The 24521-nt window shown below is 38.0% G+C and carries 21 protein-coding genes and 1 pseudogene; 15 read left to right on the forward strand and 7 right to left on the reverse strand.

The window, feature by feature from the left end; genetic code table 11:
- Nucleotides 1-484: 484 nt before the first annotated feature.
- Together ACFINU_RS00235 and ACFINU_RS00240 are read left to right on the forward strand one after the other, a co-directional pair.
- Nucleotides 485-1021 (forward strand): GcrA family cell cycle regulator, encoded by a 537-nt coding sequence (locus ACFINU_RS00235; RefSeq protein ID WP_375617530.1) that lies wholly within the window; start codon nucleotides 485-487, stop codon nucleotides 1019-1021.
- Nucleotides 1022-1549: 528 nt separating this feature from the next.
- Nucleotides 1550-1798: pseudogene (locus tag ACFINU_RS00240) on the forward strand (Arm DNA-binding domain-containing protein); the annotation flags it as partial.
- Between the two features lie 135 nt (nucleotides 1799-1933).
- Here the strand turns inward: ACFINU_RS00240 and ACFINU_RS00245 are convergent.
- Entirely contained in the window at nucleotides 1934-2524 is a 591-nt protein-coding gene (locus ACFINU_RS00245; protein WP_375617529.1) for a Smr/MutS family protein, read from the reverse strand.
- 52 nt (nucleotides 2525-2576) lie between these two features.
- The gene (locus tag ACFINU_RS00250; protein WP_375617567.1) at nucleotides 2577-3269 is read right to left on the reverse strand and encodes a Tim44/TimA family putative adaptor protein; all 693 of its coding nucleotides are present in this window, start codon (nucleotides 3267-3269) and stop codon (nucleotides 2577-2579) included.
- Between the two features lie 174 nt (nucleotides 3270-3443).
- Here ACFINU_RS00250 and ACFINU_RS00255 point away from each other — a divergent pair, with 174 nt between their 5' ends.
- Nucleotides 3444-3938 carry an FxsA family protein gene (locus ACFINU_RS00255; protein WP_375617528.1) on the forward strand — a complete coding sequence of 165 codons (495 nt, stop codon included), beginning with the start codon at nucleotides 3444-3446 and terminating at the stop codon, nucleotides 3936-3938.
- Nucleotides 3939-4078: 140 nt separating this feature from the next.
- A complete protein-coding gene (gene secB / locus ACFINU_RS00260; RefSeq protein ID WP_375617527.1) occupies nucleotides 4079-4555 on the forward strand; it encodes a protein-export chaperone SecB in 477 nt (158 codons plus the stop codon).
- A gap of 66 nt (nucleotides 4556-4621) precedes the next feature.
- On the opposite strand, the gene ACFINU_RS00265 is transcribed toward secB, so the two are convergent.
- On the reverse strand, nucleotides 4622-6922 hold the full coding sequence (locus ACFINU_RS00265) for an NADP-dependent malic enzyme (protein ID WP_375617526.1): 2301 nt from the start codon (nucleotides 6920-6922) through the stop codon (nucleotides 4622-4624).
- Nucleotides 6923-7117: 195 nt separating this feature from the next.
- Between ACFINU_RS00265 and mutS the strand changes: the two genes are divergently transcribed.
- A complete protein-coding gene (gene mutS, locus ACFINU_RS00270) occupies nucleotides 7118-9862 on the forward strand; it encodes a DNA mismatch repair protein MutS (RefSeq protein WP_375617525.1) in 2745 nt (914 codons plus the stop codon).
- A 1041-nt stretch (nucleotides 9863-10903) separates the two neighbouring features.
- Here mutS and ilvD read toward each other — a convergent pair.
- The 4 genes from ilvD to ACFINU_RS00290 all read right to left on the reverse strand — a co-directional run bounded on the left by ilvD (nucleotide 10904) and on the right by ACFINU_RS00290 (nucleotide 14421).
- Nucleotides 10904-12742, reverse strand: a complete 1839-nt coding sequence (gene ilvD, locus ACFINU_RS00275) for a dihydroxy-acid dehydratase (protein ID WP_375617524.1) — start codon at nucleotides 12740-12742, stop codon at nucleotides 10904-10906.
- A 171-nt stretch (nucleotides 12743-12913) separates the two neighbouring features.
- Entirely contained in the window at nucleotides 12914-13093 is a 180-nt protein-coding gene (locus ACFINU_RS00280; RefSeq protein WP_375617523.1) for a hypothetical protein, read from the reverse strand.
- Between the two features lie 618 nt (nucleotides 13094-13711).
- Complete coding sequence (locus tag ACFINU_RS00285; protein WP_012754519.1) at nucleotides 13712-13963, reverse strand: DUF1150 domain-containing protein; 252 nt, start codon at nucleotides 13961-13963, stop codon at nucleotides 13712-13714.
- A 26-nt stretch (nucleotides 13964-13989) separates the two neighbouring features.
- Nucleotides 13990-14421 (reverse strand): Hsp20 family protein, encoded by a 432-nt coding sequence (locus ACFINU_RS00290; RefSeq protein ID WP_375617522.1) that lies wholly within the window; start codon nucleotides 14419-14421, stop codon nucleotides 13990-13992.
- 120 nt (nucleotides 14422-14541) lie between these two features.
- Between ACFINU_RS00290 and nth the strand changes: the two genes are divergently transcribed.
- The 10 genes from nth (at nucleotide 14542) to ACFINU_RS00340 (ending at nucleotide 24280) form a co-directional block, all read left to right on the forward strand.
- Nucleotides 14542-15282: an endonuclease III gene (gene nth, locus ACFINU_RS00295; RefSeq protein WP_375617521.1), complete on the forward strand. Its 741-nt coding sequence runs from the start codon at nucleotides 14542-14544 to the stop codon at nucleotides 15280-15282.
- Between the two features lie 155 nt (nucleotides 15283-15437).
- A complete protein-coding gene (gene rpmI, locus ACFINU_RS00300; RefSeq protein ID WP_183193590.1) occupies nucleotides 15438-15641 on the forward strand; it encodes a 50S ribosomal protein L35 in 204 nt (67 codons plus the stop codon).
- 33 nt (nucleotides 15642-15674) lie between these two features.
- A complete protein-coding gene (rplT, locus tag ACFINU_RS00305; protein ID WP_375617520.1) occupies nucleotides 15675-16076 on the forward strand; it encodes a 50S ribosomal protein L20 in 402 nt (133 codons plus the stop codon).
- A 94-nt stretch (nucleotides 16077-16170) separates the two neighbouring features.
- Nucleotides 16171-17253: a phenylalanine--tRNA ligase subunit alpha gene (gene pheS / locus ACFINU_RS00310; RefSeq protein WP_375617519.1), complete on the forward strand. Its 1083-nt coding sequence runs from the start codon at nucleotides 16171-16173 to the stop codon at nucleotides 17251-17253.
- A gap of 32 nt (nucleotides 17254-17285) precedes the next feature.
- On the forward strand, nucleotides 17286-19700 hold the full coding sequence (gene pheT / locus ACFINU_RS00315; RefSeq protein WP_375617518.1) for a phenylalanine--tRNA ligase subunit beta: 2415 nt from the start codon (nucleotides 17286-17288) through the stop codon (nucleotides 19698-19700).
- A gap of 290 nt (nucleotides 19701-19990) precedes the next feature.
- Complete coding sequence (locus ACFINU_RS00320; RefSeq protein ID WP_375617517.1) at nucleotides 19991-20899, forward strand: metal ABC transporter substrate-binding protein; 909 nt, start codon at nucleotides 19991-19993, stop codon at nucleotides 20897-20899.
- Entirely contained in the window at nucleotides 20896-21726 is an 831-nt protein-coding gene (locus ACFINU_RS00325) for a manganese/iron ABC transporter ATP-binding protein (RefSeq protein ID WP_375639514.1), read from the forward strand. The genes ACFINU_RS00320 and ACFINU_RS00325 overlap by 4 nt, the downstream gene beginning before the upstream one ends.
- On the forward strand, nucleotides 21723-22589 hold the full coding sequence (locus tag ACFINU_RS00330) for a metal ABC transporter permease (RefSeq protein ID WP_375617515.1): 867 nt from the start codon (nucleotides 21723-21725) through the stop codon (nucleotides 22587-22589). The genes ACFINU_RS00325 and ACFINU_RS00330 overlap by 4 nt, the downstream gene beginning before the upstream one ends.
- Nucleotides 22586-23491: a metal ABC transporter permease gene (locus ACFINU_RS00335; RefSeq protein WP_273790250.1), complete on the forward strand. Its 906-nt coding sequence runs from the start codon at nucleotides 22586-22588 to the stop codon at nucleotides 23489-23491. The genes ACFINU_RS00330 and ACFINU_RS00335 overlap by 4 nt, the downstream gene beginning before the upstream one ends.
- Before the next feature lie 402 nt (nucleotides 23492-23893).
- Nucleotides 23894-24280, forward strand: coding sequence for a YbaN family protein (locus ACFINU_RS00340; RefSeq protein ID WP_375617514.1), 387 nt, complete (start codon nucleotides 23894-23896; stop codon nucleotides 24278-24280).
- Nucleotides 24281-24521 lie beyond the last annotated feature (241 nt).

Below are 24521 nucleotides of genomic sequence, written 5' to 3' on the forward strand. Positions count from 1 at the left end.
ATAATTCCCTTTATATTTTAGTCTTTTCAGTATATATACAAAGCAACACTACAAATAAAACAGCATGGTATATTTCGTTACGGTGCTTTCAACATTGCATTACGATTAGTGATTACACCTATAGAATAGATCATTACACCAATTGAAAAAAAGTCAATGAGGGTTCTACAAATAAGCATTTTGGGAAAAAGCCTTAAACAAAAGTGAAAGTTTAACCTATGATTGATTTGCAAGTTGGGGAAAACATTCTAAATAAACTCTTCAAGAGGTAAAGACTCTTGTCATAGAGTGAGTGCATATTGTAATTTACAATATAATAAGCAAGATGATGTGTTTTGATTTGTAAATCCACAGGTTGGATGATTTTTTTATGCTCACGTAGAGTGTAAAGTTCTTTCATTCAGCGTAATGAAACATTATTTAAACATTTGAAGATGCAACGGGGGAGAGCATCTTAGTGACGTAATCGGAATGGAGTGCTGGTATGGGTTGGACATGTGAACGCGTTGAGCTTCTTAAAAAGCTTTGGAGTGAAGGGTTAAGTGCAAGTCAAATTGCTGCTCAATTAGGTGGGGTCAGTAGAAATGCAGTCATCGGCAAAGTACATCGATTAAAGTTACCAGGACGTGGTAAGACAGCACAAGGAAGCACGCGTGCGCAAAAAACTCCCGTGGGAAGCAGCAGTCCATCATCTCCACGTGTGCGTCGTAACACATCCACGGTATCGCCAATAAACACATCATCTGTAAGTATTGAAGAAACAGCTTTAAAGACAGAATTTGTAGTGGAAGATGTAAAAGAAGTTGATATGTCCACAAAATCCAATGTCGTTGTGCCTATATCACGTCAACTTAATCTTCTACAATTGAGTGAAAATACATGTAGATGGCCGGTTGGCGATCCATTATCAGCAGATTTTCATTTTTGTGGTGCAGATTCTGATGAAAATAGCCCCTATTGTGCCTTTCATGCTAAGCTAGCATTTCAACCAATATCTGAAAGACGTCGGATAAGAGTATAATACCCACGGTAGAATCTCATATTCTACGCTTTCTGCGCTTCGTTATTAAATTTTAATTATCGAATTATTATGAGAAAGAAATTTGATGGAGCTTTTAATGAATGAAAAAATTTCTTCATGAAACTATTCAACGAAACTGTATCTTTTGGTGCTATTGCGCAGCTGTGTGTTGTAAAGTTATATTACTGTTTATTTTCATAATTTTCTTTAATTTAGTTGTACTGCTTTTAACACTATCCATAGCGACATCTTTTGAATAAGATCGTTTCTCAATTTCTCATGTTTTTATTCTTCGTGTATTTAATAGAGTAATGCTGTGGTTTATAAAAATAATTTATTGCTTTGCAACCTGAATGAGATCCATCTATATCTCTCTCATTTTAAGTCCTATTATATTGAATCAATCAAAATCTTTCGTTTGGGCGTCACGAGCGAGATGAGAACTGTAGAGAGTTAAAAACACTTAAAGAAAAGCATGCCTCTTATAAATGCTTTCAAGTGCCAAGGACTTAAAGGGTTGTTGCAACATTGGGAGATGGCAAAGTGTATGATGATGCCAGCTTGCTCTTTTATTAAGTATAAAGATAGGGGGTGCTTCATGGATTTATCGTTATACTCTTCACGAATGCCGTCGCAAAATAGGCTTGGGAGCGTTAAGAGATGTTTCTTTAAAACAAGCCTGTGAATATATGTAATTCAATGTCATTCTGTTTTGCGTGAGGGATGTGCCCCGTTAAAGAATGCGAAAAACAAAAGCGTGAAGCAATACGTAGAATGTAAAATAATATCTTTATAATTTTTTATAAAAAATTATAAAGAAGGGAATATTGTATTCAAGGCTCTTACGAAATATACAAAAACAATAAATTATAAGTATAAATAAATATAAAATCTAGAGCGACCACAATAACATCACTTTCCTTCTCCCGACACAAAACGGCGCAACCAAACATAAAGCGCACCTTCTCCGCCATGCTGACGCGCTGCTTGCTCAAACGCGTGGACATAATATCGAAAAGCTGGTGTTGATAACCAATACGGAACAAATCTATACAAAGCTCCATCGCTCCCAACGGATCGTCCTTTTCCTGTAATCACAAGGACATAACGCAATCCTCTCTGCTGAGAGGACTGTAGAAATTTTTTTAATAAAAAATAAGCTTCTTCCTGCATATAACCATGGAGATCAAGACGCGCCTCAAGAGGACAACGACCTTGGGAAATTTTACGATATGCAACATGATCAAAGAAATGAATCTTTTGTGCTTGTGTAACTGACCTCTTTTCTCTTTTAATAATTGTCGAGGATTGTTGATTTTCCTGAGACAATGAGGAGATTTGAGTTACAGGCTGTTTTTTATCGTTAATATTTGCAATAGTTTCTGAAGCAGAAGAGAGCATCTTACCGTGAAGCGGTGTTATCGTACGACAAACCATCTCCCATAAAAAACGATCTTGTGGAGCCAATAAATCTATTTTTTGTCTCCATTTACTTGAGGACATTTTAATTTCTCATAAATCATTGAATGCTTATGGAAGAAAAACAAAAAGTATTTTAATTTTCATTTTCTGTAGCAAAAAGCTTCCAGTTGGGATCTGACGATAAACTATTGCGAACAAAAGTCCAAATATCCCTGATTTCTACAATAGCATCAGGATCACCGTCTATACGCTCGCCCTGTTCATTATAAGTAACAGAAATCATCTCACTGACAATACGTATCGTTAAAAGTTCATCTTTTTCTTGTATTGCCGCCGCAACAAATTCGATCTTATTAATTCCAACAAAAGTGAATTCTATTCTTTCTTTATTTTTTTCTCGTTGCTCAATAGCCGTACAAAAGCTCTCAAAAACATCCTGACAAAGCAAGCTTTTAAGTTGATTGCGATCACCTTTGGCAAAAGCTATTACAATCATTTCATACGCAATTTGTGCACCTTTTATAAAAAGTTGAGGAGAAAAATGAGGATCAATTCTATGCAATTCCCGCAAATTTTTATTCAAAACACTCCCCTCCGGTGAAATTTTATCAATTTCACTAAAGTCGTCTTTTTGTGAATTTTTCTGATGAGGGAACGAAACAATATTATCAGCCGTTTCTGCTTCAACTTGTTTTTTAGAACGTCGTGAATAAGGATCAAAGGGTGGCTTTTCAAACCCAATTCGTTTCCCTAATACATTACGGAGTTGCACAAAAATAACAACCATAACAACAAGAGCTATGACAAGTATAACGTCAAATTCCATAGGCGCTGTCAATCTCCAAAGCTTAAGTCTCTAATAAACATTGCAGTCAATACCATTTATCAATAAATATGTAAAATAAGGAATCTTATCGTTCAAATATTTTTATAGATTTTGTATTTAAACGGAGTTCTCTTAAGAATTTCTCCCCCTACTCATCCAGAAGGAAACTTTCATGTGATAAAACTTTATTCTATAAATCCTCGTTTTTTTGTTGTTATCTTTCTTTGCATTCTTTTAATCGAGATTGCTGGTTTTATCTTTGTTGGTCAAGAAATTGGTATTTTGGCAACCTTGAGTTTGGTTATTCTCACAACCATAGCTGGGGTTGTTTTATTGCGAATTCAAGGGATTAGCCTTTTAAAAAATATACAAAATGAACTTATCCAAGAACGCACATTAGAGAATAATATTATTAATGATGCTTTCATCATGTTTAGTGCAATTTTACTTATTCTTCCCGGCTTTGTCACTGATCTCTTGGGAATATTACTTCTTATTAAACCAATTCGCTCTGTTGCTTGGCATTTCTTTGCATCATTAAAAAACAAAATGAATCCCAATACTAGAAGAAAAAATAACTCTGAAAAAATAATTGATCTTAAAGCAGAAGATTACACAATTCATGATACGACAGAATCTCCATGGCGCAAAAATGATGATAACCATTGAAATGCCTAAAAAATCTGTAACAAACTAAAAAAATATTCAAGATAAAGAGTGCATTTCTTGCAACCTTTTGCAAGGCGTGATAACCAATCTGGTCTTTAGATCTAAAATAAATATATATTATAATGAGAGAGGTTTGTCGTATGGCCGAAGGTGAAATGAATAACAGTGGTGGAGAGCCGGTTTTTGCTGTATTAACTCAATATTTAAAAGATTTATCATTCGAAAACCCTGGTGCTCCTCGTTCATTGCGTGCACGTGAAAAATCACCACAAATTGATATCAATATTAACGTCAATGCTAACCCAATTGGTGATGACAATTACGATGTCGTTTTGTCTCTCTCCGTCAAAGCCAATGATGAAACTGAAACCTTGTTTCATGTAGAACTTATTTACGGTGGTGTTTTCCACCTTAAAAACATTCCACAAGAACATGTTATGCCACTGGTCTTTATTGAATGTCCCCGTCTTTTATTTCCATTTGCTCGCCAAATTATATCTGATGCTACTCAAAGTGGTGGTTTTCCACCTTTGTGGATTGATCCTATTGATTTTGCAGCACTCTTCCAAAAGCGTCTTTCTGAAGAACAAAAAGACAATCAAATACAGCCCTCTTAAAAATTTATTTTTTTGCTATCAAAAAGCCCCTTGATATATTATTGGTATATTAGGGGCTTTTTTCCTTTAGACGACTTTTGCGGCATGATAAGCCGCAAGCATTGCAATATTGACAACATCTGTATCGCTTCCACTAAACGGTACAATTTGGACAGATTTTTCCAATCCAATTAAAATAGGACCAATGATGGTTGCTTCACCGAGTTCTTGTAACATTTTGCTTGCAATGGAAGATGCGTGATATCCAGGCATAACCAAAATGTTAGCAGGCTCCGTTAATCCCATAAATGGATATTGCTGCATCAATTTGGAATTGAGTGCCACATCAGCACTCATTTCTCCATCAAACTCAAAATCAACTTTGCGTTCATGCAAAATATTAATCGCATCCTGAATTTGCTGCGTCGTCTTCCCTTTCATATAACCAAATGTAGAAAATGCTAAAAATGCTACCCGTGGTTGATATCCAAATCCTCGCACAAATGAAGCTGCTTGTTCCGCTATATCTGCAAGTTCTTCAGCATTAGGATTTTCATAAACGGCTGTATCCGTAATAAACACAATTCGTCCACGGCAAATAGCCATTGAAATACCAATCAATCGTTCTTTTGGTTTTTCATCAATTGCACGACGTATATCGATCAACGCTGTTTCATAATTGCGTGTCACCCCTGTAACCATTGCATCAGCATCTCCTAGTGCCACCATACACGCAGCAAAATAATTGCGATCATTATTGATACGACGATGACAATCACGCAACAGCCAACCTTGACGCTGCATTTTTTTATAAAGATAATTCGCATAAGCATCTGTACGGCGAGAAAGCTTAGCATTCATAATAGAAATACCTTCACGCTCCAGATCAATTCCAGCGATAACAGCCGCTTCTCTTACTTGCTCTTCACGACCAACCAAAATCGCTTGTCCCAATTTTTGATGAACATAGGAAACGGCTGCCCGCATAACTTGCTCTTCTTCACCTTCTGCAAAGACAATTTGTTTTGGCGCTTGACGAACATGGTTATAAACCCCACGCATCATCGAGGAAGTAGGATCACGTCTCGCATTCAAATCGCGCTCATAGGCCTCTAAATCATCTATGTTCTTTTGCGCAACACCGCTTTCCATTGCTGCTTTTGCTACCGCTATTGAAACAACCGTAAATAAACGCGGATCAAAAGGAACAGGGATGATATAGTTAGGACCAAACTTTAATCGCTTTCCATGATAAGCTTCTGCAACGCTGTCAGGCACTTCTTCATGCGCTAAATTAGCAAGAGCCTTTGCCGCAGCAATCTTCATGTCTTCATTAATAACTCTTGCACGCACATCAAGCGCACCACGAAATATATAAGGAAAACAAAGAACATTATTAATCTGATTTGGATAATCGGAACGTCCTGTTGCGACAATGGCATCATGACGCACTTTCATAACCTCTTCCGGCGTAATTTCTGGATCGGGATTAGCCATAGCAAAAATGATCGGCTGGGGTGCCATGGATCTTACCATTTCAGGAGTAAGAGCACCTTTAGCAGAAACCCCAAAAAATATATCTGCACCTTCCATTGCTTCCATAAGCGTACGTTTATCTGTTTGAATAGCATGCGCTGATTTCCACTGATTCATTCCCTCTTTGCGGCCTTCATAGACCACACCCTTTGTGTCACATAATATGATATTTTCGGAACGAAAGCCCATCGCTTTAATCAATTCAATACAAGCAATCCCTGCAGAACCAGCACCATTACAGACTAACCGCGTATTTTGCATATCGCGCCCTGTTAAAGTCAAAGCATTGAGAACACCCGCAGCAACAATAATCGCTGTACCGTGTTGATCATCGTGAAAAACAGGTATATTCATCACCTCGCGTAGACGGCTTTCAATCATAAAGCACTCTGGCGCCTTAATGTCTTCAAGATTAATTCCACCAAAAGAAGGTTCTAAATGGCGCACCAAATTGATAAAATTTTCTGTATCGTTTATATCAATTTCTAAATCAATGGAATCAATATCCGCAAAACGCTTAAACAACACTGCTTTGCCTTCCATGACCGGCTTAGAGGCAAGTGCCCCTAAGTTGCCTAACCCTAAAATAGCGGTTCCATTTGAAATAACAGCAACAAGATTACCTTTTGCTGTATAATCATAAGCTAGCGCTGGATTTTGAGCAATTGCCTTAACTGGAACTGCAACACCTGGTGAATAAGCAAGTGCTAAATCATGCTGTGTTGCCATAGACTTTGTTGCAATAATCTCAAGCTTTCCTGGTCGACCACGACTATGAAAATCTAGAGCTTCTCTTTCGCTCGCACTGTAAACAGTTTGAGACATTTTCTGATCCTGCTCGCTCTTTTTCATCTCACTTTATTTTCTCCAAAAACAATGTAAATTTTGCTTGATAATGCGTATAGTCATTAAATTTGATTCATATATTAGAAATCGCTATTCTTGCCTTAGCAAATCTGATGATGCGTTGCAATTTAGAGATAAATAGATATTGAAGTAAACAAAAAAGAGTAAAAACTTCACTTAAAGGAAACAGGCCTCGTACAAATGGATAAAAAAAACAATCATAAAAATAATTTAATTCCACAGCCTGCCTCCCCATCTGCTTCCTCTCAAGAACGTCTTACACCTATGATGGAGCAGTACATAGAAATCAAAGCCGTCCATCATGATTCCCTTCTCTTTTACCGAATGGGGGATTTTTATGAATTATTTTTTAATGATGCGATTGAAGCTGCTCAGGCTTTAGGAATCACACTCACAGCACGTGGAAAACATTTAGGACAAGATATTCCTATGTGTGGTGTTCCCGTTCATGCGGCAGATGATTATTTGCAAAAACTGATTTCTTGTGGTTATCGCGTTGCTGTTTGTGAACAAACAGAAGATCCTGCTGAGGCAAAAAAACGGGGCTCAAAATCTGTTGTTCGGCGTGATGTTGTTCGCCTTGTAACCCCTGGAACGATAACAGAAGAAAAACTCCTTGATCCAACACGCGCAAATTATTTGATGACACTTTCCTGTATAAAAACTAGCGATGGAGAGGAATTTGCTCTTTCTTGGATTGATATCTCAACAGGCATATTTCGTGTAACAGAGAGCCGCCAAGAAAAACTTTTAGCAGATATTATGCGTGTGGATCCACAAGAAATCATTGTTTCTGATTCATTTTTTCATGATAAATCTCACAAGTCACTTTTTAGTGTTCTTGATCGTATCGTTTCACCTCAACCTGCTTGTCTCTTTGATGCACTCACCGCTGAACGCGATATTTGCAATTATTTTAAACTCTCAACTCTTGAAGGCGTTGCCGATTATTCACGCTGTGAACTCTCTGCAATTGTAGCTGCTATTCGTTATATCGAAAAAACACAAATCACGCATCGCCCTCCCCTCATGCAGCCTGAGCGCCAAAATGAAAGTGCAACTCTTTTTATTGATGCTGCAACCAGACTAAGCCTTGAACTTATTCGAACGACATCAGGTCAACGGGATGGAAGTTTATTAAAAGCTATTGATCGCACTGTAACAGGAGGAGGATCACGCCTTCTTATTGACCGCCTTATTGCTCCCCTCACAACTCCTTCAGCTATTGATACGCGTTTGGATTCTATCGATTTTTTTCTACGTAATCCTTCTCTTGCAGAAGCGATAAAGCTTATTTTAAAGGGGGGACCAGATATGCCCCGCGCCGTTTCACGTTTGGCTCTTGGACGAGGAGGTCCCCGTGATATGGCGACAATCCAGCGTGGCTTTGAAATCATTCGTGAATTGCATCAACTTCTTAATAATGAGCTTCTGCCTCAAGAAATAAGTGATGTACAACAGGTGTTCTCAAACTTACCCACAGCGTTGTACTTTCATTTAGAACAAACATTAGCTGATGATCTCCCACTCCTTAAACGTGATGGTGGTTTTATTCGTTCTAATTATCATAAAGAGCTCGATGAAATGCGTGATTTACGTGATGAATCGCGCCGTGTCATTGCTGAACTTCAAGCGCAATATGCCCAAGAAACAGATATTAAGACTCTTAAAATAAAGCATAATAATATTCTAGGTTATTTCATTGAAGTAACCAGCACACAAGCATCTGCCCTTACAAATAATCCACAAGCTAAAGCACGTTTTATTCATCGGCAAACAATGGCAAACGCTATGCGTTTTACGACAACAGAGCTTGCTGACCTTGAAAGCCGTATTGCCCACGCTGCCAATCACGCATTGACACTTGAACTAGAGATTTTTGATATTCTCGTTCAGGAAATTACCGAACAAGTTGATTTTATTCGTAAAGCCTCTGAAGCACTTGCTATTTTAGATGTCTCTGTCGCTTTAGCATATCTTGCTGAAGAACAAGGATATTGCCGCCCTAAAATTGATCTTTCACTTACCTTTCATATTACAGCAGGACGCCATCCTGTCGTCGAGCAAGCACTCCGCAAACAAGCAGCAGAACCTTTTATTGCCAATAATTGTGATCTCTCTGTGCAAGAAAATCAGCAATATGCAGCAATCTGGCTGTTGACAGGGCCTAATATGGGAGGAAAATCAACTTTTTTGCGGCAAAATGCTCTCATTGCTATTATGGCGCAAATGGGGTCCTTCGTTCCAGCGACTTCAGCACATATTGGTATCGTTGATCGCCTATTTAGTCGCGTTGGAGCTTCCGATGATCTTGCACGGGGGCGCTCAACCTTTATGATGGAAATGGTTGAAACAGCAACGATTCTCAATCATGCTAGCCATCATTCCCTTGTTATTCTTGATGAAATAGGACGTGGAACCTCAACCTTTGATGGACTTTCTATTGCTTGGGCTGCTGTTGAATATCTCCATGAAGTTAACCATTGTCGTGCTATTCTCGCTACCCATTTTCATGAAATGACCGCACTTACCGAAAAACTTGACAGACTGCATAATGTAACCATGAAAGTCAAAAATTGGGATGGTGATGTAGTTTTTCTTCATGAGGTCACACCAGGAGCTGCTGACCGTTCCTATGGTGTACAAGTCGCAAAGCTTGCTGGACTTCCCCCAACCGTTATTACACGAGCAACAGATGTACTCCATCAATTAGAACAAGGCGAAATGGCTGGAAAAGGACATAAACTCATTGATGATTTACCACTCTTTTCTCTTAAAGCAACATCTCCCGTCAGTGAAGCAAAAAACAAACATTGTGTACTTCACGAAGCTTTAAAAAATATCCATCCCGATGAACTCTCCCCTAAACAAGCTTTAGAAGCAATTTACCACCTCAAACAGCTTGAAAAGAGTAACCCTTTATAGAAAACAAATGTTATTTTTTATCAAAAAATCTTCTTAATAGGAGATAAAGAACCCTTTTTGATGTACCACAGCACAAACAGTTATTTACTGTATTCCCATCGCTTTTCTACATAATATATTTTGATAAGTGTAATTGCCTATAGAAGCAAAATCCTATGCATTATATTTCATATTTCCTTAGATCAATATTGGCCCGTATACACAAAATTGGTCAATATCGACTATTTTTACAAGATAGTCGTTTTTTGTAAAGATTGTCATGAAATCTCCTCCACCTTGCAAATACGCAACATTTAATGAATTATGCTTTTTCACAATCAATATTATTGTTATCATAGCAACAGTTTTAATTTAAAGCTGTCGGTGTTGGGATGCCTCCCCATTTTTCATAATAAATTCATGGATAATGGATCTCGCATTTTCTTCACATTTTAAGTTATGCTTCACATTTTAAGTTATAAAGAGCTCTTTTACTGTTTTCATATGAAACATATAATCAGATATATCACAGCAGTACTTTATTTTCATAAACATCCTTGAACTCCTTCCCGCACCTCAAAAGATAAGGATTTTCATTCGAATCAAGTCTGCAAACAGTCCAGATTCTAAGGGATTTACCTTAACTTCCTAGTCATGTAATTCACTTAAACTCAAAGTTTGATAAACAAGTCTAAGAATATTCACCACACACTAAATATATTAAGTAGGATGCCGTATATCACAGCTCTAAATGACAGTGTTTTTACGGTAAAACAAGATAATGCCACCAGTACAATAAATATCTTTCATAAATTATGAGTAATAAGAAATCATAATCTCATATAAGATTGGAATATGATATGAAAAGTAATTATACTGCATCTGTCTTACATAGCTGCTAAAATAAGCGATCCGCAGCAGCTTTTAGTTGTATTGATAGCTTTTTAATCATACTGATCATGACTCGAAATATTCTGATAAGTTCATAAACTCATAAAATAATTAGCTTAGAATATCGTGCAAAAGATGCAAAAAATCAGAGCATTATCTCTATTCAACTCATCAAATATTACGTACTGCACCCTTTGCAGCAGATGTGGTCATCGCTGCATAGGCTTTGAGAGCCTTTGAAACTTTACGCTGACGCTTCTCAATCGGTTGCCAAGCGCCTTTTCCTTTTGCTTCCATCTTAGAACGGCGCTGCTTCATCTCAACGTTATCCACCAACATATGAATTCTACGATTTGGAATATCAATTTCTATGATATCCCCCTCCTCCACCAACGCAATTTCTCCTCCTTCAGCAGCTTCTGGTGAAATATGTCCTATCGAGAGCCCTGAACTTCCCCCTGAAAAACGTCCATCCGTAACAAGTGCACAAACCTTGCCCAATCCTTTAGATTTGAGATAACTTGTTGGATAAAGCATTTCTTGCATTCCAGGTCCACCACGTGGACCTTCATAACGGATTAAAACAATTTCACCTGTTTTAATCTTATCAGTTAATATAGCTGAAACAGCTGAATCTTGGCTTTCAAAAATTCTTGCCGGACCTTTAAAAGTTAAAATTGATTGATCAACGCCTGCTGTTTTTACAATGCAGCCATCTTTTGCAAGATTTCCATAAAGAACTGCCAATCCTCCATCTTGTGAATATGCGTGTTCCCTATCGCGAATCACACCTTTTTCACGATCAAGGTCAAGGCTCTCATAGCGACAAGATTGACTAAAAGCTGTCTGTGTTGGAATACCACCAGGAGCGGCACGATAAAATGCATGAACTGTTGGCTCATTAGTTTGCTTTACATCCCAACGGTAAAGAGCTTCTTTCATTGTTTTTGCGTGAACCGTATAAGTTGATGTATCAATGAGTCCCGCCGCATCCAGTTCGCCTAAAAGCCCCATAATACCACCAGCGCGATGAACATCTTCCATATGTACATTTGCAACAGCAGGAGCAACCTTACATAAAACAGGAACACGACGTGAAAGATGATCAATATCCGTCATGGTAAAATCCACCTCACCTTCTTGCGCCGCGGCTAAAAGATGCAGTACTGTATTGGTTGATCCCCCCATGGCAATATCAACGGTCATTGCATTTTCAAAAGCCTTGCGTGAAGCAATAGAGCGCGGCAAGACTGTTTCATCATCTTTTTCATAATAACGTTTAACCAATGCAACAATCTGTTTTCCAGCTTCTTCAAAAAGCATCCGTCGATCTGCATGTGTTGCTAACATTGATCCATTTCCGGGAAGCGAAAGCCCCAATGCTTCCGTTAAGCAATTCATGGAGTTGGCTGTAAACATTCCTGAACAAGAACCACATGTAGGACAAGCAGCACGCTCCATTTCAGCCACTTCTTCTTCTGAATTCTGTTCTGAAGCTGCTGCAACCATGGCATCGACCAAATCAACCGTTAGATCTTGATCCTTCCATTTAATCTTACCTGCTTCCATAGGACCGCCTGAAACAAAGATTGTCGGAATATTCAACCGTAAAGCAGCCATTAACATACCAGGCGTAATTTTGTCACAATTAGAAATACAGACAAGTGCATCTGCACAATGTGCATTAACCATATACTCTACAGAATCAGCAATGATTTCACGTGAGGGCAACGAATAAAGCATTCCATCGTGCCCCATCGCAATTCCATCATCTACAGCAATGGTATTAAATTCTTTCGCAACACCACCGGCAACGGCTATCTGTTGTGCGACTAATTGCCCAAGGTCTTTTAAATGAACATGCCCTGGTACAAATTGTGTAAAAGAATTCGCAATCGCAATAATGGGTTTACCAAAATCAGTATCTTTCATCCCTGTTGCACGCCAAAGTCCGCGGGCTCCTGCCATATTACGCCCGTGGGTTGATATTCTTGAACGGTAAGAAGGCATTATTTTTTTCCCCTCAAATAATTCCATTTTGCTTGTTGTGCTGTAACTTCATTATAAAAACAAGAGCTTTAATATTCAAAAGAGAAAAATACCTTGTACTGCAGCATTTGAAGCACAAAATTAAAAGCTCTGCATAAACTTTTTCATAAAGGCTTTGTTTTTTATTACCTGTTAATCAACATCTAATCCCTGTGCAAGTCCACGTTTGAGACAAATATCAAAACGCTTCAGTATGACACGAACTGTTCCAGATTTTTGTATGCCAGATTTGGTTAGTATATTGCATCTATCTGTTTGCGTAATTTCTGAAATTGGAAAAAATATAAAGGAATCGTGATAAAAATCTATCATCTCCTTATAATTCAGCTTTACACCTTTCAAACGCATTCATAAAAATATCTTTTAAATAATGATGACGCATTATCTTATGCTTTTGTTTTTACACTTTTCAATAAAGCTACTCCCCTCAGGAAGAACAAAACACACCAAACAAAATACACTTGTATCGCCTTTATACTCATTTTAAAGAGACATCTTTCAATGCACTCGAGCCCATTTCACGATAGCGCCTATGAATGGTATAACAGCCCCCGTGAATAATATAAATCTATAAGGGACATCTTCACACTTATGAAGAAGATAACTGACACCATCATACATTTTTTCATCCCCATATCGTGAACATCCTTGGTAATTGAGACAATTAAAAAGAGATATTTTTATTCCTTTCTTCAAGTGTTTTTATCCACATGGCTCTCCCTGGTTATGACATCAAGCAAGTGACTTTAATTGTTTTAATACAAGAGGATCTAAAATGAGAGAACCTTATGATATTCGGGACTCTCATTCCAGTTGTAAAAAATTAATTATGAATATAAACCAATACTTATCTCATTATAACTCACATTACACCTTTACGAAAAAACAGATAGAATTTACAAAGAGTACAGCGTTTTCTCGTAAGGTAATCTAGTGCAGAGTTACAATTTGTAGTTCATGCTCATTGGCTCCAGCAAGAGCGATAGAACGCTCATCGGATAAAATGATAGGATAACCTGTTTCACCAAAGAGAGCCCATATCGTAATTCCTGGGGTCATTGGTGGAAGATCTGGAAAATTTTTAGCCAGATCATCTGTACAAACTTTTTTTAAATAGGCAATCTGTCCCGCATCAGAGTAGGATGTGTTCTGAAACGACAAGTTTTGTTTATGTTCTCCCATTTCACTATTCCTTTACGCCTTAACTTTTATGACTCACCACTACTGACTTTAATTGGAATCTGTTTTATTTCTTTTTTTAACTTTGGTTGATACAGATTAATTGATAAAAGACCATTTTTCAACTCTGCATTTGTAACATGCATCCCTTCCGCGAGAACAAAGGTTCGCTGGAATTGTCGCGCAGCTATACCGCGATATAAATATTGATGATTTTGATTGTCTGTTTGTTTACCATGAATAACCAATTGATTATCATCGAGTAAAATATTAAGATGGTTAATCTTAAATCCAGCAACAGCCAAAGTTATCCGGATATGATTTGCATCATCACTTTTATGCAAACGTTCAATGTTATAGGCTGGGTAAGCCTCATCAGCTTTACCGATACGTTGCAATATTTTTTCTACGGTTTCAAACCCTAAAAGAAAGGGATTGGAGAAAGGCGTCAAATGTGTCATTCATGAGTATCCTCTTTAAAACGGCTTTACTTGACCAAACTCTATAAAAGTGTTCGCTGCACTCCTCTCATATGGCGAGCGTGAATGATAACTTCAAGAGAGAAGATTTAAGAGAGTTCAATGCCTCAAAGTAACATAAAATTATCAAGGGTGCGAAATTTATCTAGTATATTGTATAATAAAGATGAAATTGCGGAAATATTTCGCCGTTTTTCTGTGCAACGTCCAACACCTAAGAGTGATCTTAACTATATAAATACTTTTACACTTTTAGTTGCCGTTGTGCTTTCGGCTCAAGCGACAGATGTAAGCGTTAATAAAGCGACAAAAGAATTATTTTGCCTTGCTGATCAACCGGAAAAAATGGTTGCATTAGGGAAAGAAGAAATAGCAAATCATATCCGTTCAATTGGCCTTTGGCGTGCAAAAGCACGTAATGTTTATGCGCTTTGCAACTGTTTAATTGATTATTATGGCGGTCAAGTACCCGATACGCGTGAAGCACTCATGGCCCTTCCTGGAGTGGGGCGCAAAACGGCTAATGTGGTCTTGAATGTTGCTTTTGGTCAGCCTACATTGGCAGTAGATACACATATTTTTCGCTTAAGCAATCGTCTTGGTTTGGCGCCTGGAAAAACACCAGAAATTGTTGAGAAAAAATTATTAAAGATTATACCGGTTCATTATATTCGCCATGCGCATCATTGGCTGATTTTACATGGTCGCTATATTTGCCAAGCACGTAAACCACAATGTACGCAATGCATTATTGCCGATTTATGTAAAGCAGCCATCAAAACAAATGCAATTCCAGCACCTTTGGTTGAGCTTCAAGGCAATGGAGCGCCGATTTTTTTGTAATACGGTCTTGCTATTTTGTGTATACTAGCTTATGAAAACGTCTTTAAGAGCCGCCCGGCAGGGCATGCCGTGGCTGTTTAAATGCTTGTTCAAGCGTTGGTCCGCTTGAGTGAATAAAATGTTTGATTGAATAAATTAATGTACGGAGTAGCAAAATGCCCAAGATGAAGACCAAATCATCCGCTAAAAAGCGGTTTAAAATCACTGCGTCAGGCAAAATTAAAGTAGCAGCTGCCGGTAAGCGCCACGGCATGATTAAGCGTTCGAATAAATTTATTCGCGATGCACGTGGAACAATGGTTTTGTGTGAACAAGATGCTAAAAAAGTCATTCAGCATTATTTGCCGAATGGTATTTAAACCTTACGCTTTTGATTTTGAGGAGATTATAATATGGCTCGTGTGAAAAGAGGTGTGACAGCACACGCTAAGCACAAAAAAGTTCTTAAACAGGCTGAAGGTTTTTACGGTCGTCGTAAAAATACCATTCGTGCAGCTAAAGCAGCGGTTGATCGTTCAAAGCAATACGCTTATCGTGATCGCAAAAATAGGAAACGCACTTTCCGTGCTTTGTGGATTCAGAGAATTAATGCGGCTGTTCGCGCAGAAGGTTTAACTTATGGACGTTTTATTGATGGCTTATCAAAAGCCGGTATTGAGGTTGATCGTAAGATTCTTTCAGATATAGCAATCCATGAGGCAGAAGCATTTTCTGCTTTAGTAGCTTCGGCAAAAAAAGCTTTAGAATATTTAAAAGATACGACACCTAATGCTTTCGAAGGCGCTGTCAAATAAGCCAGTCGTGTTCTCTTAAAGCATTCATTTATTCGAGGTCCCGTGCTGGCTATTGCGAGTGCGGGTTTTTCTTTATTAAAAAATAGGCAAAAATATGAATGATATTGAGCGTCTGGAACAAGAAATTTGTTTAGCCTTAGAGGCAGCAGGTGATGAACAAGCACTTGAAGAAGTGCGTATTGCAGCATTGGGTAAAAAAGGTAGTATCTCTGAAAAATTAAAAGAATTAGGAAAAATGGATACTGGCGAGCGCCATAAAGTTGGACCAGTTCTTAATGGATTAAAAAATCGCATTTTAGAATTATGGGCACAAAAGCGTGATCTTCTGAAAAGACAGGCAATGGATGCCCGTCTTTCTCGTGAAACAGTTGATGTTACCTTGCCTGTTCGCTCTTCACCTATAGAACGGGGACGCATTCATCCTATTTCACAAGTGATTGAGGAAATTATTGCCATTTATACGAAGTTGGGTTTTTCTCTTGCAGAGGGACCTGATATTGAAACAGATTATTATAATTTTACAGCATTGAATTTTCCTGAAGGGCATCCAGCGCGTGAAATGCATGATACCTTCTTTTTTGATGTTGATAAAATGGGAGAACGAAAATTATTGCGAACCCATACATCACCCGTACAAATTCGCACACTAGAAAAACAAAAAGCACCGATACGAATCATTATTCCTGGAAAAACTTACCGCATGGATTCGGATGCAACACATTCACCCATGTTCCATCAGGTAGAAGGTCTTGTCATTGATAAAACTTCCACCATTGCACATATGATGTGGCTGCATGAAACTTTTTGTAAAGCATTTTTTGAAGTTCCCTCTGTAAAAATGCGTTTTCGTCCCTCTTTTTTTCCTTTTACCGAACCATCTATGGAGGTAGATATTCAATGTGATCGTTCTGGTTCAGAAGTAAAGTTCGGAGAAGGACAGGATTGGTTGGAAATTTTAGGATGCGGAATGGTGCATCCCCAGGTATTAAAAAATGTTGGTTTAGATCCCGATGAATATCAAGGCTTTGCATGGGGAATGGGCATTGATCGTATTGCCATGTTGAAATACGGTATGCCTGATTTGCGGGCTTTTTTTGATGCTGATCTGCGTTGGTTAGACCATTATGGCTTTCGTTGCTTTGATATGCCTGCTTTTTTTCCTAATAAAAATGTGTGATCTTAGTCATCGCTTTCATGTGAGGTTTTAAAATGAAGTTTACATTGTCGTGGTTAAAAGATCACTTAGAAACAAATGCATCTTTGAATGAAATTTGTGAAAAATTAACCGCTATCGGTCTTGAGGTTGATCACGTTGATGATCGGTCTTCTTTAAAAGGTTTTGTGATTGCAAAAGTTTTAACAGCAATAAAACATCCTGATGCAGATAAACTTCAAATTTTATCAGTCGATACAGGGACTTCCACACCTGTTCAAGTTGTCTGTGGAGCACCAAATGCACGAGCAGGTCTTGTTGGTGTTCTGGCACTACCAGGCACTTATATTCCAGGACTTGATGTAACATTATCTGTAGGAAAAATACGCGGTGTTGAAAGTTTTGGGATGATGTGTTCACAAGCGGAGCTTGAATTATCAAATGAGCATGATGGGATTATTGAACTTCCAGAAGATGCACCTATTGGAGATTCATTTGCAGCTTATGCTGGTTTAGATGATCCGATCATTGATATTGGTTTGACCCCCAATCGTTCCGATTGCACAGGTGTTCGCGGTATTGCCCGTGATCTTGCTGCCGCTGGAATGGGAAAATTAAAAGAATTATCTTTGTCAAAATTTGAGCCTTCTTTTGAAACACCTCTCGATGTTTCATTAGATTTTTCGCAAGATTCATCATTATGTTTAGGTTTCGCTTGGCGTGAAGTACGCAATGTTCAAAATGGCGAATCACCACAGTGGATGCAACAGCGTTTGAATGCAATTGGTCTGAGACCGATTAATACGCTTGTTGATATGACCAATTACATCAGTTTTGACCTTGGTCGTCCGCTCCATGTTTTTGATGCAGATAAAATTAAAGGTAATTTGTGTGTACGTTGTGCGCGTGAGGGAGAACAGCTTCAAGCACTGAACGGGAAAATCTATCATCTGGGCGCTAAGAATTGTGTCATTGCAGATGACGAGGGGGTTGTTTCGATTGCCGGTATCATGGGCGGAGAAAGAACGAGTTGTGATGAAACAACACATCGCGTTATTATTGAATCGGCGCTTTGGGATGCGGGAAGCATTGCACAAACAGGAAGAGCATTAGGTCTTATCAGTGATGCACGTTATCGATTTGAACGAGGTGTTGATCCGGCTTTTATAGACACAGGACTTGAGATTGCAACAGAATTGGTCTTACGTCTTTGTAGTGGTGAAGTATCTAAAAAGAGGATCGTTGGCTATCAGCAACAAGAAATCAAACAGATCGCTTTTCCTTTTTCTGAAATTAAACGTTTAACAAATTTGGAAATAGAACCTGAAAAAGTCATCTCTATTTTAACAAAACTTGGATTTTTTGTTGAAGGAAAAGGAGATGTTATTACGGTAAAAGTACCATCATGGCGCCCTGATATTATGGGTAAAGCCGATTTGGTGGAAGAGGTTATGAGAATTTATGGGTTAGATAAAATTAAACCTATTCCTTTGGAAAACTTTGCAGAAGGAAAAGATCAAATTTTAACATGCGCACAAATTCGTTCACGTGCTACACGTTTGGCTCTAGTGCAACGTGGTATGAAAGAAGCGGTGACATGGTCTTTTATTTCTGAAAATCAAGCTCTTGCTTTTGGGGGAGGTCAAAAAGAGCTTAAATTAGTTAATCCTATTGCTGCTGATATGTCAATGATGCGTCCTTCCCTTTTACCTGGTTTGATTATAGCGGCACAAAGAAATGCTGATCGTGGTTTTTCCGATCTTGCTTTGTTTGAAGTTTCAAGTATTTATGAGGGCGACACCCCTGATAAACAACACCGTGTTGTTAGTGGAATTCGTCGCGGAACAGAGCAATTTAAAGGGACTGGGCGTTTTTGGAATGGAAATGCAACCGTCGTTGATGTTTTTGATGCCAAAGCAGATGCTTTAGCTATTTTAGAAGCATGCGATATGGATGTTGGGAAAGTGCAGATTGAAGTTGGAGCACCTGATTGGTATCACCCTGGTCGTTCAGGTGTCATAAAACTTGGATCAAAGATTATTCTTGGTTTTTTTGGTGTTTTTCATCCTGCTACATTAGAAAAGTTAGATGTCAGTGGACCTTTATGCGGCTTTGAAATTTTTCTAGACCGAATTCCAGAATCAAAGAAAAAAACGACCAAAAGCCGCCCTCCTTTGAAACTCTCACCTTTTCAAATGGTGCGGCGTGATTTTGCCTTTATAGCGGATAAAACTGTTGCCTCTTCTCTTATTATTCAGGCGGCAAGTGGAGCCGATAAAAAACTTATTCATTCAGTGCAGGTTTTTGATATTTTTGAAGATTTAAGCTTTGGTGAAGATAAAAAATCTGTTGCAATTGAAGTAACTATTCAGCCCATAGAACGGACTCTAACAGATGAAGATTTAGAAAAGCTTGCCTCAAAGATCGTGGATAATGTTACCAAAATGACAGGGGCATATTTACGCTATTGAGTATTCTCATTTTTTATGAGATATTTTACATGAAGTGGGAGCATTTTTGAGTGCTCTCTTTTTGTTTGGCATTCAAGAGCTATAGAACTTCTTGAAAGGGAACCTCCTTACCAAAACAAGCTGCTTAAATCATCAATTTTTTCAATATGAAAAAACTGTTTTTAAACATCGTGAAAAGTTATTTTTTCTCTTAATCCTTCATTGCAAATGTAAAAGATAACTGCTATTGCTAAATGATAATGCAAATTATTTGCAATAAAAAGAAGGCATATAAAGGAAAGAGAGAATCAATGAACGTAAGAACGTTTTTCACCATAGTTTTTGGAAGTGTTATTTTTTTTACACCCAATTTTGCTTTGTGTGCTGGTAAATTTAAAGCTGTTACGACATTCACTATCATTGCTGATATGGCACGCAATGTAGCAGGTGATGCCGCTGATGTTGAATCCATTACAAAACCAGGTGCGGAAATTCATGAATACCAACCCACCCCACGCGATCTTATGCGTGCTCAGGGAGCTAACCTTGTATTGTGGAATGGTTTAGAGTTAGAGCTTTGGTTTGAAAGGTTTTTTCAAAATATCAAGGATGTTCCAAGTGTTGTTGTTTCAAAAGGTATTATACCCATTAAAATTGGTGAGGGCCCCTTTAGCGGTAAACCCAATCCTCATGCGTGGATGTCACCGACCTCTGCTTTGATTTACGTTGATAATATTCGCGATGCTTTTGTAAAATATGATCCTGAACATGCTGAAATTTATAAACAGAATGCTGAAATTTATAAACAGAAAATTCGTGCAACGATTGATCCAATTAGGGCTGAATTAGAAGCTGTACCGCAAGATAAACGTTGGCTTGTGACCAGTGAGGGGGCTTTTAGCTATTTGGCGCGTGATTTTGATCTAAAAGAACTTTATTTATGGCCCATCAATGCTGACCAACAAGGAACACCACAGCAGGTCAAGCATGTTATCGATATGGTTCGCAAATACAATATTCATGCAGTTTTTTCTGAAAGCACTATTTCCCCTGCGCCTGCTAAGCAGGTTGCCAGAGAAACAGGGGCTAAATACGGTGGTGTTCTTTATGTTGATTCTTTAAGTGAGAAAAATGGTGAGGTACCCACTTATATTGATTTATTACGTGTCACGAGTGGACGTATTAGCAATGCTTTAGTAGAGGGAGTAAAAAACCAATGACGGAATGTGGAATTTTTGCCCAAGGAGTAACGGTAACATATCGTAATGGACATACAGCTTTACGCGAAGTGAACTTTGAAAGTCCAAAGGGTTCTATTACGGCATTGGTTGGTGTTAATGGATCCGGTAAGTCAACGTTATTTAAAGCGATTATGGGGTTTGTACGCCCCTCAAAGGGAAAAATTCGTATGTTTGATTTGCCCGTTGATATAGCTTTGAAAAAAAATCTTATTGCTTATGTTCCTCAAAGTGAAGATGTTGATTGGAATTTTCCTGTCTTGGTTGAAGATGTTGTATTGATGGGGCGGTACGGTCATATGAATTTCTTTCGCTATGCCCGTACACAAGATTATGAAGCCGTTCGTATTGCCTTAGAACGCGTTGATATGTTGGCTTTTGCCAAGCGCCAAATTGGAGAACTTTCTGGTGGACAGAAAAAGCGTGTTTTCCTAGCGCGCGCTCTTGCACAGAAAGCAAAAGCTATTTTATTAGATGAGCCGTTTACAGGGGTTGACGTTACAACAGAAGATAAAATCATTGCTTTGTTACAAGATCTCCGTAAAGAAGGAGCAGTGATCTTGGTTTCAACTCACAATTTGGGTTCTGTTCGCGAATTTTGTGATCATACAGTTTTAATAAAAGGTACTGTTTTAGCTTCTGGGTTAACAGAAAAAATCTTTACAAAGGAAAATCTGGAGAAAACTTTTGGAGGGTCTTTGCACCACCATATTTTTGATCTTCAAACCACAAAAAAAAATGATGTTTTCATGGGAAGAAAACAGTCTACAGTTTGTGAAGATATTGAAAGAGTGGAGCACGTTGCATGATTTCTTGGTTGCTTGAGCCACTGAGCTATCAATATATGGTGAATGCAATTTGGGTTTCTGGGTTAGTTGGGTGTGTTTGTGCCTTTCTTTCAGCTTTTTTGATGTTAAAAGGTTGGTCATTGATTGGTGATGCACTTTCCCATTCGATTGTTCCTGGTGTAGCAGGAGCTTACCTTTTAGGGTTACCTTTTTCACTCGGCGCTTTTTTTTCTGGTGGTCTTGCAGCAGCAGCAATGCTCTTTTTTAACCACCGGACAAAGCTTAAAGAAGATACCATTATTGGGCTCATTTTTTCTTCCTTTTTTGCCTTTGGGTTGTTTCTCAAATCATTAAAACCAATGGCTGTTAATATTGATACGATTGTTTTGGGAAATATTTTAGCAGTGAGTTCAACAGATATTCTACAATTGGCTTTTATCGGCTTTGTTTCGTTGCTTATATTGCTTTTGAAATGGAAAGATCTTCTTGTGTCATTATTTGATGAAACGCATGCGCATGCCATTGGATTAAACGTAAAATTTTTAAAGATTCTCTTTTTCACATTGCTTGCCGCTTGTACTGTTGCTGCAATGCAAACCGTTGGAGCATTCTTAGTCATTTGTCTTGTTGTGACACCTGGGGCAACGGCCTATCTTTTAAGTGATCGTTTCGTGAACATCTTGGTTATTGCAGTTGTAATTGGAACCTTCACAAGTGTCTTGGGTGTTTATGTGAGTTATTTTTTGAATGCACAAACGGGGGGGGTTGTAGTGCTTTTTCAAGCATCTTTATTTTTTTTGGCTTTTATTTTTGCTCCTAAACATGGGTTTATTGCTGCGCGCTTACGCATACATGCGGCAAAAAAGGGTGTAATATTATCATGATTGATCAATTACTGCTTCCGTTTCAGTTTTCTTTTATGCTTAAGGGTATGCTTATTGTCATGATTCTTTCTATTCCCATGGCGATGCTTTCCTGTTTTCTTATTTTGAAAGGATGGGCGCTGTTAGGCGATGCCATTTCTCATGCAGTTTTTCCAGGTGTTGTTGTTGGTTATATGACAACACCATGGGTAATCGCATTTTTAACTTCTTTGCCATTTGCTTGGTTTCAGCATATGCGTCCAGAGAATATTACAATGACTTTGATTACTTGCGGTGCTTTTGTTGCAGGAATGGTGTGTGCACTATTAACGGGTTTTTTAGGGAGCAATAGCCGTATCAAACAGGACACGGTGATGGGTGTGGTCTTTTCTTCAATGTTTGGTTTGGGGCTTGTTTTAGCCACGTCTATTTATAGTAGCTTAGATTTGAATCATATTCTATTTGGTAATCTCTTGGGTGTTAACTGGCTTGATATAACGCAGACGGCAATCATTTCCGCTGTTGTCACTTTTATTTTAGCAGCAAAATGGCGCGACTTTATGCTGTATATTTTTGACACAGTTCAAGGACGTGCAATGGGGTTACCAATATCTCTACTCCACTATACCCTGCTAACGATGATTTCTCTTACAATTGTTGCAGCTTTGAAAGCTGTAGGTATCGTACTCGTTATTTCTTTACTGATAGCACCAGGAGCAATTGCCTATCTTGTCACAAAGCGGTTTTCTTTTATGTTAATGATCGCGATACTTGTTGCAGCTTTTTCTGGTTTTTTAGGGATTTATCTCAGCTTATTTATCGGCTCTGATTCTGCTTCCACAATTGTGTTGATCTTGACGTTGATTTTTATGGCTATTTTCATGATGATTTTCTTTCGTCGAAACACAGTTCAGGAGACTTGAAAGTGTTAAAATTCATGCATATCAGCCATGCATTTTTATATATTGTTTCTCATTTTTATTTTAATTAGAGTTCGGGTTGCTAGGTTATTTTTCCTCCTAATATCTAGCAGGTGAATGCAGTAAATTTTCTCCCCCCAAGACTGCATTCTTAATTAAGAGGCTGCATTGATTTCTTCTGCAGCCTTTTTATTTTTTTGTTTTTCTAAAATCTCTCCTCTTTTCTTGAAATCATTTAAAATGATTATAATATTGTGTAAGCTATTCGGTATTTTCAAGAAACTTATAACAGCAAAGACACTTACGCATGAAGGGGTAGAATTGTGCACTCAGACATGTAAACAGAAAAAAACAGATACAATGTTTTTGTATAGGGTTTTGCGTAGAAGAAAATAGTACGAGAAAATGAAAAAAGATTTGAAGATATTGCACCCTTTACGTATCTGCTATTATATAGCAGGGTGGGCGATGGTTATATTAGGTATTATCGGTGTCGTATTACCTATTATGCCAACTGTGCCTTTTTTATTGGTTGCCTCATGGTGTTTTACGCGTTCTTCTCCACGTTTTCATCAATGGTTGAATAATCATCGTATTTTTGGTCCCCCTATTAAGCGATGGGAAGAAAAAAAAGCAATCTCTCCATTTGTTAAAGTTTTTGCAATGATGAGTATGACAGGAGGATTTTTATCCTTTTTTGTAATGCTACACCCTCCTTTGTGGATTTCTTTACTTGTTGCGGTTATATTATTGCTGATTGCCATTTATATTGTAACACGTCCATCTTCCTAATGATAAAAAAGGCTTTATGGGATACTCTTTTTAGCTTCGACTTATTTGTAAAAACTATGAGAACTTTTAAGTTTTTAATATAAGCTCTCCATTTCCAAAATGCATATGAAATAGCAAGCTTTTTGAACGCAATTAATTAATAATATGTTTGTGAAATAATTTTTATGAACAAAGACAATTGTTTATGAACACTCAAAATGTTCTCACTTGGTAAACAATGATAAATCACATTCATGGAAGA

The sequence above is a fragment of the Bartonella sp. AC130YNZD genome (assembly GCF_042196865.1).
In the GTDB taxonomy this organism is placed as follows: domain Bacteria; phylum Pseudomonadota; class Alphaproteobacteria; order Rhizobiales; family Rhizobiaceae; genus Bartonella.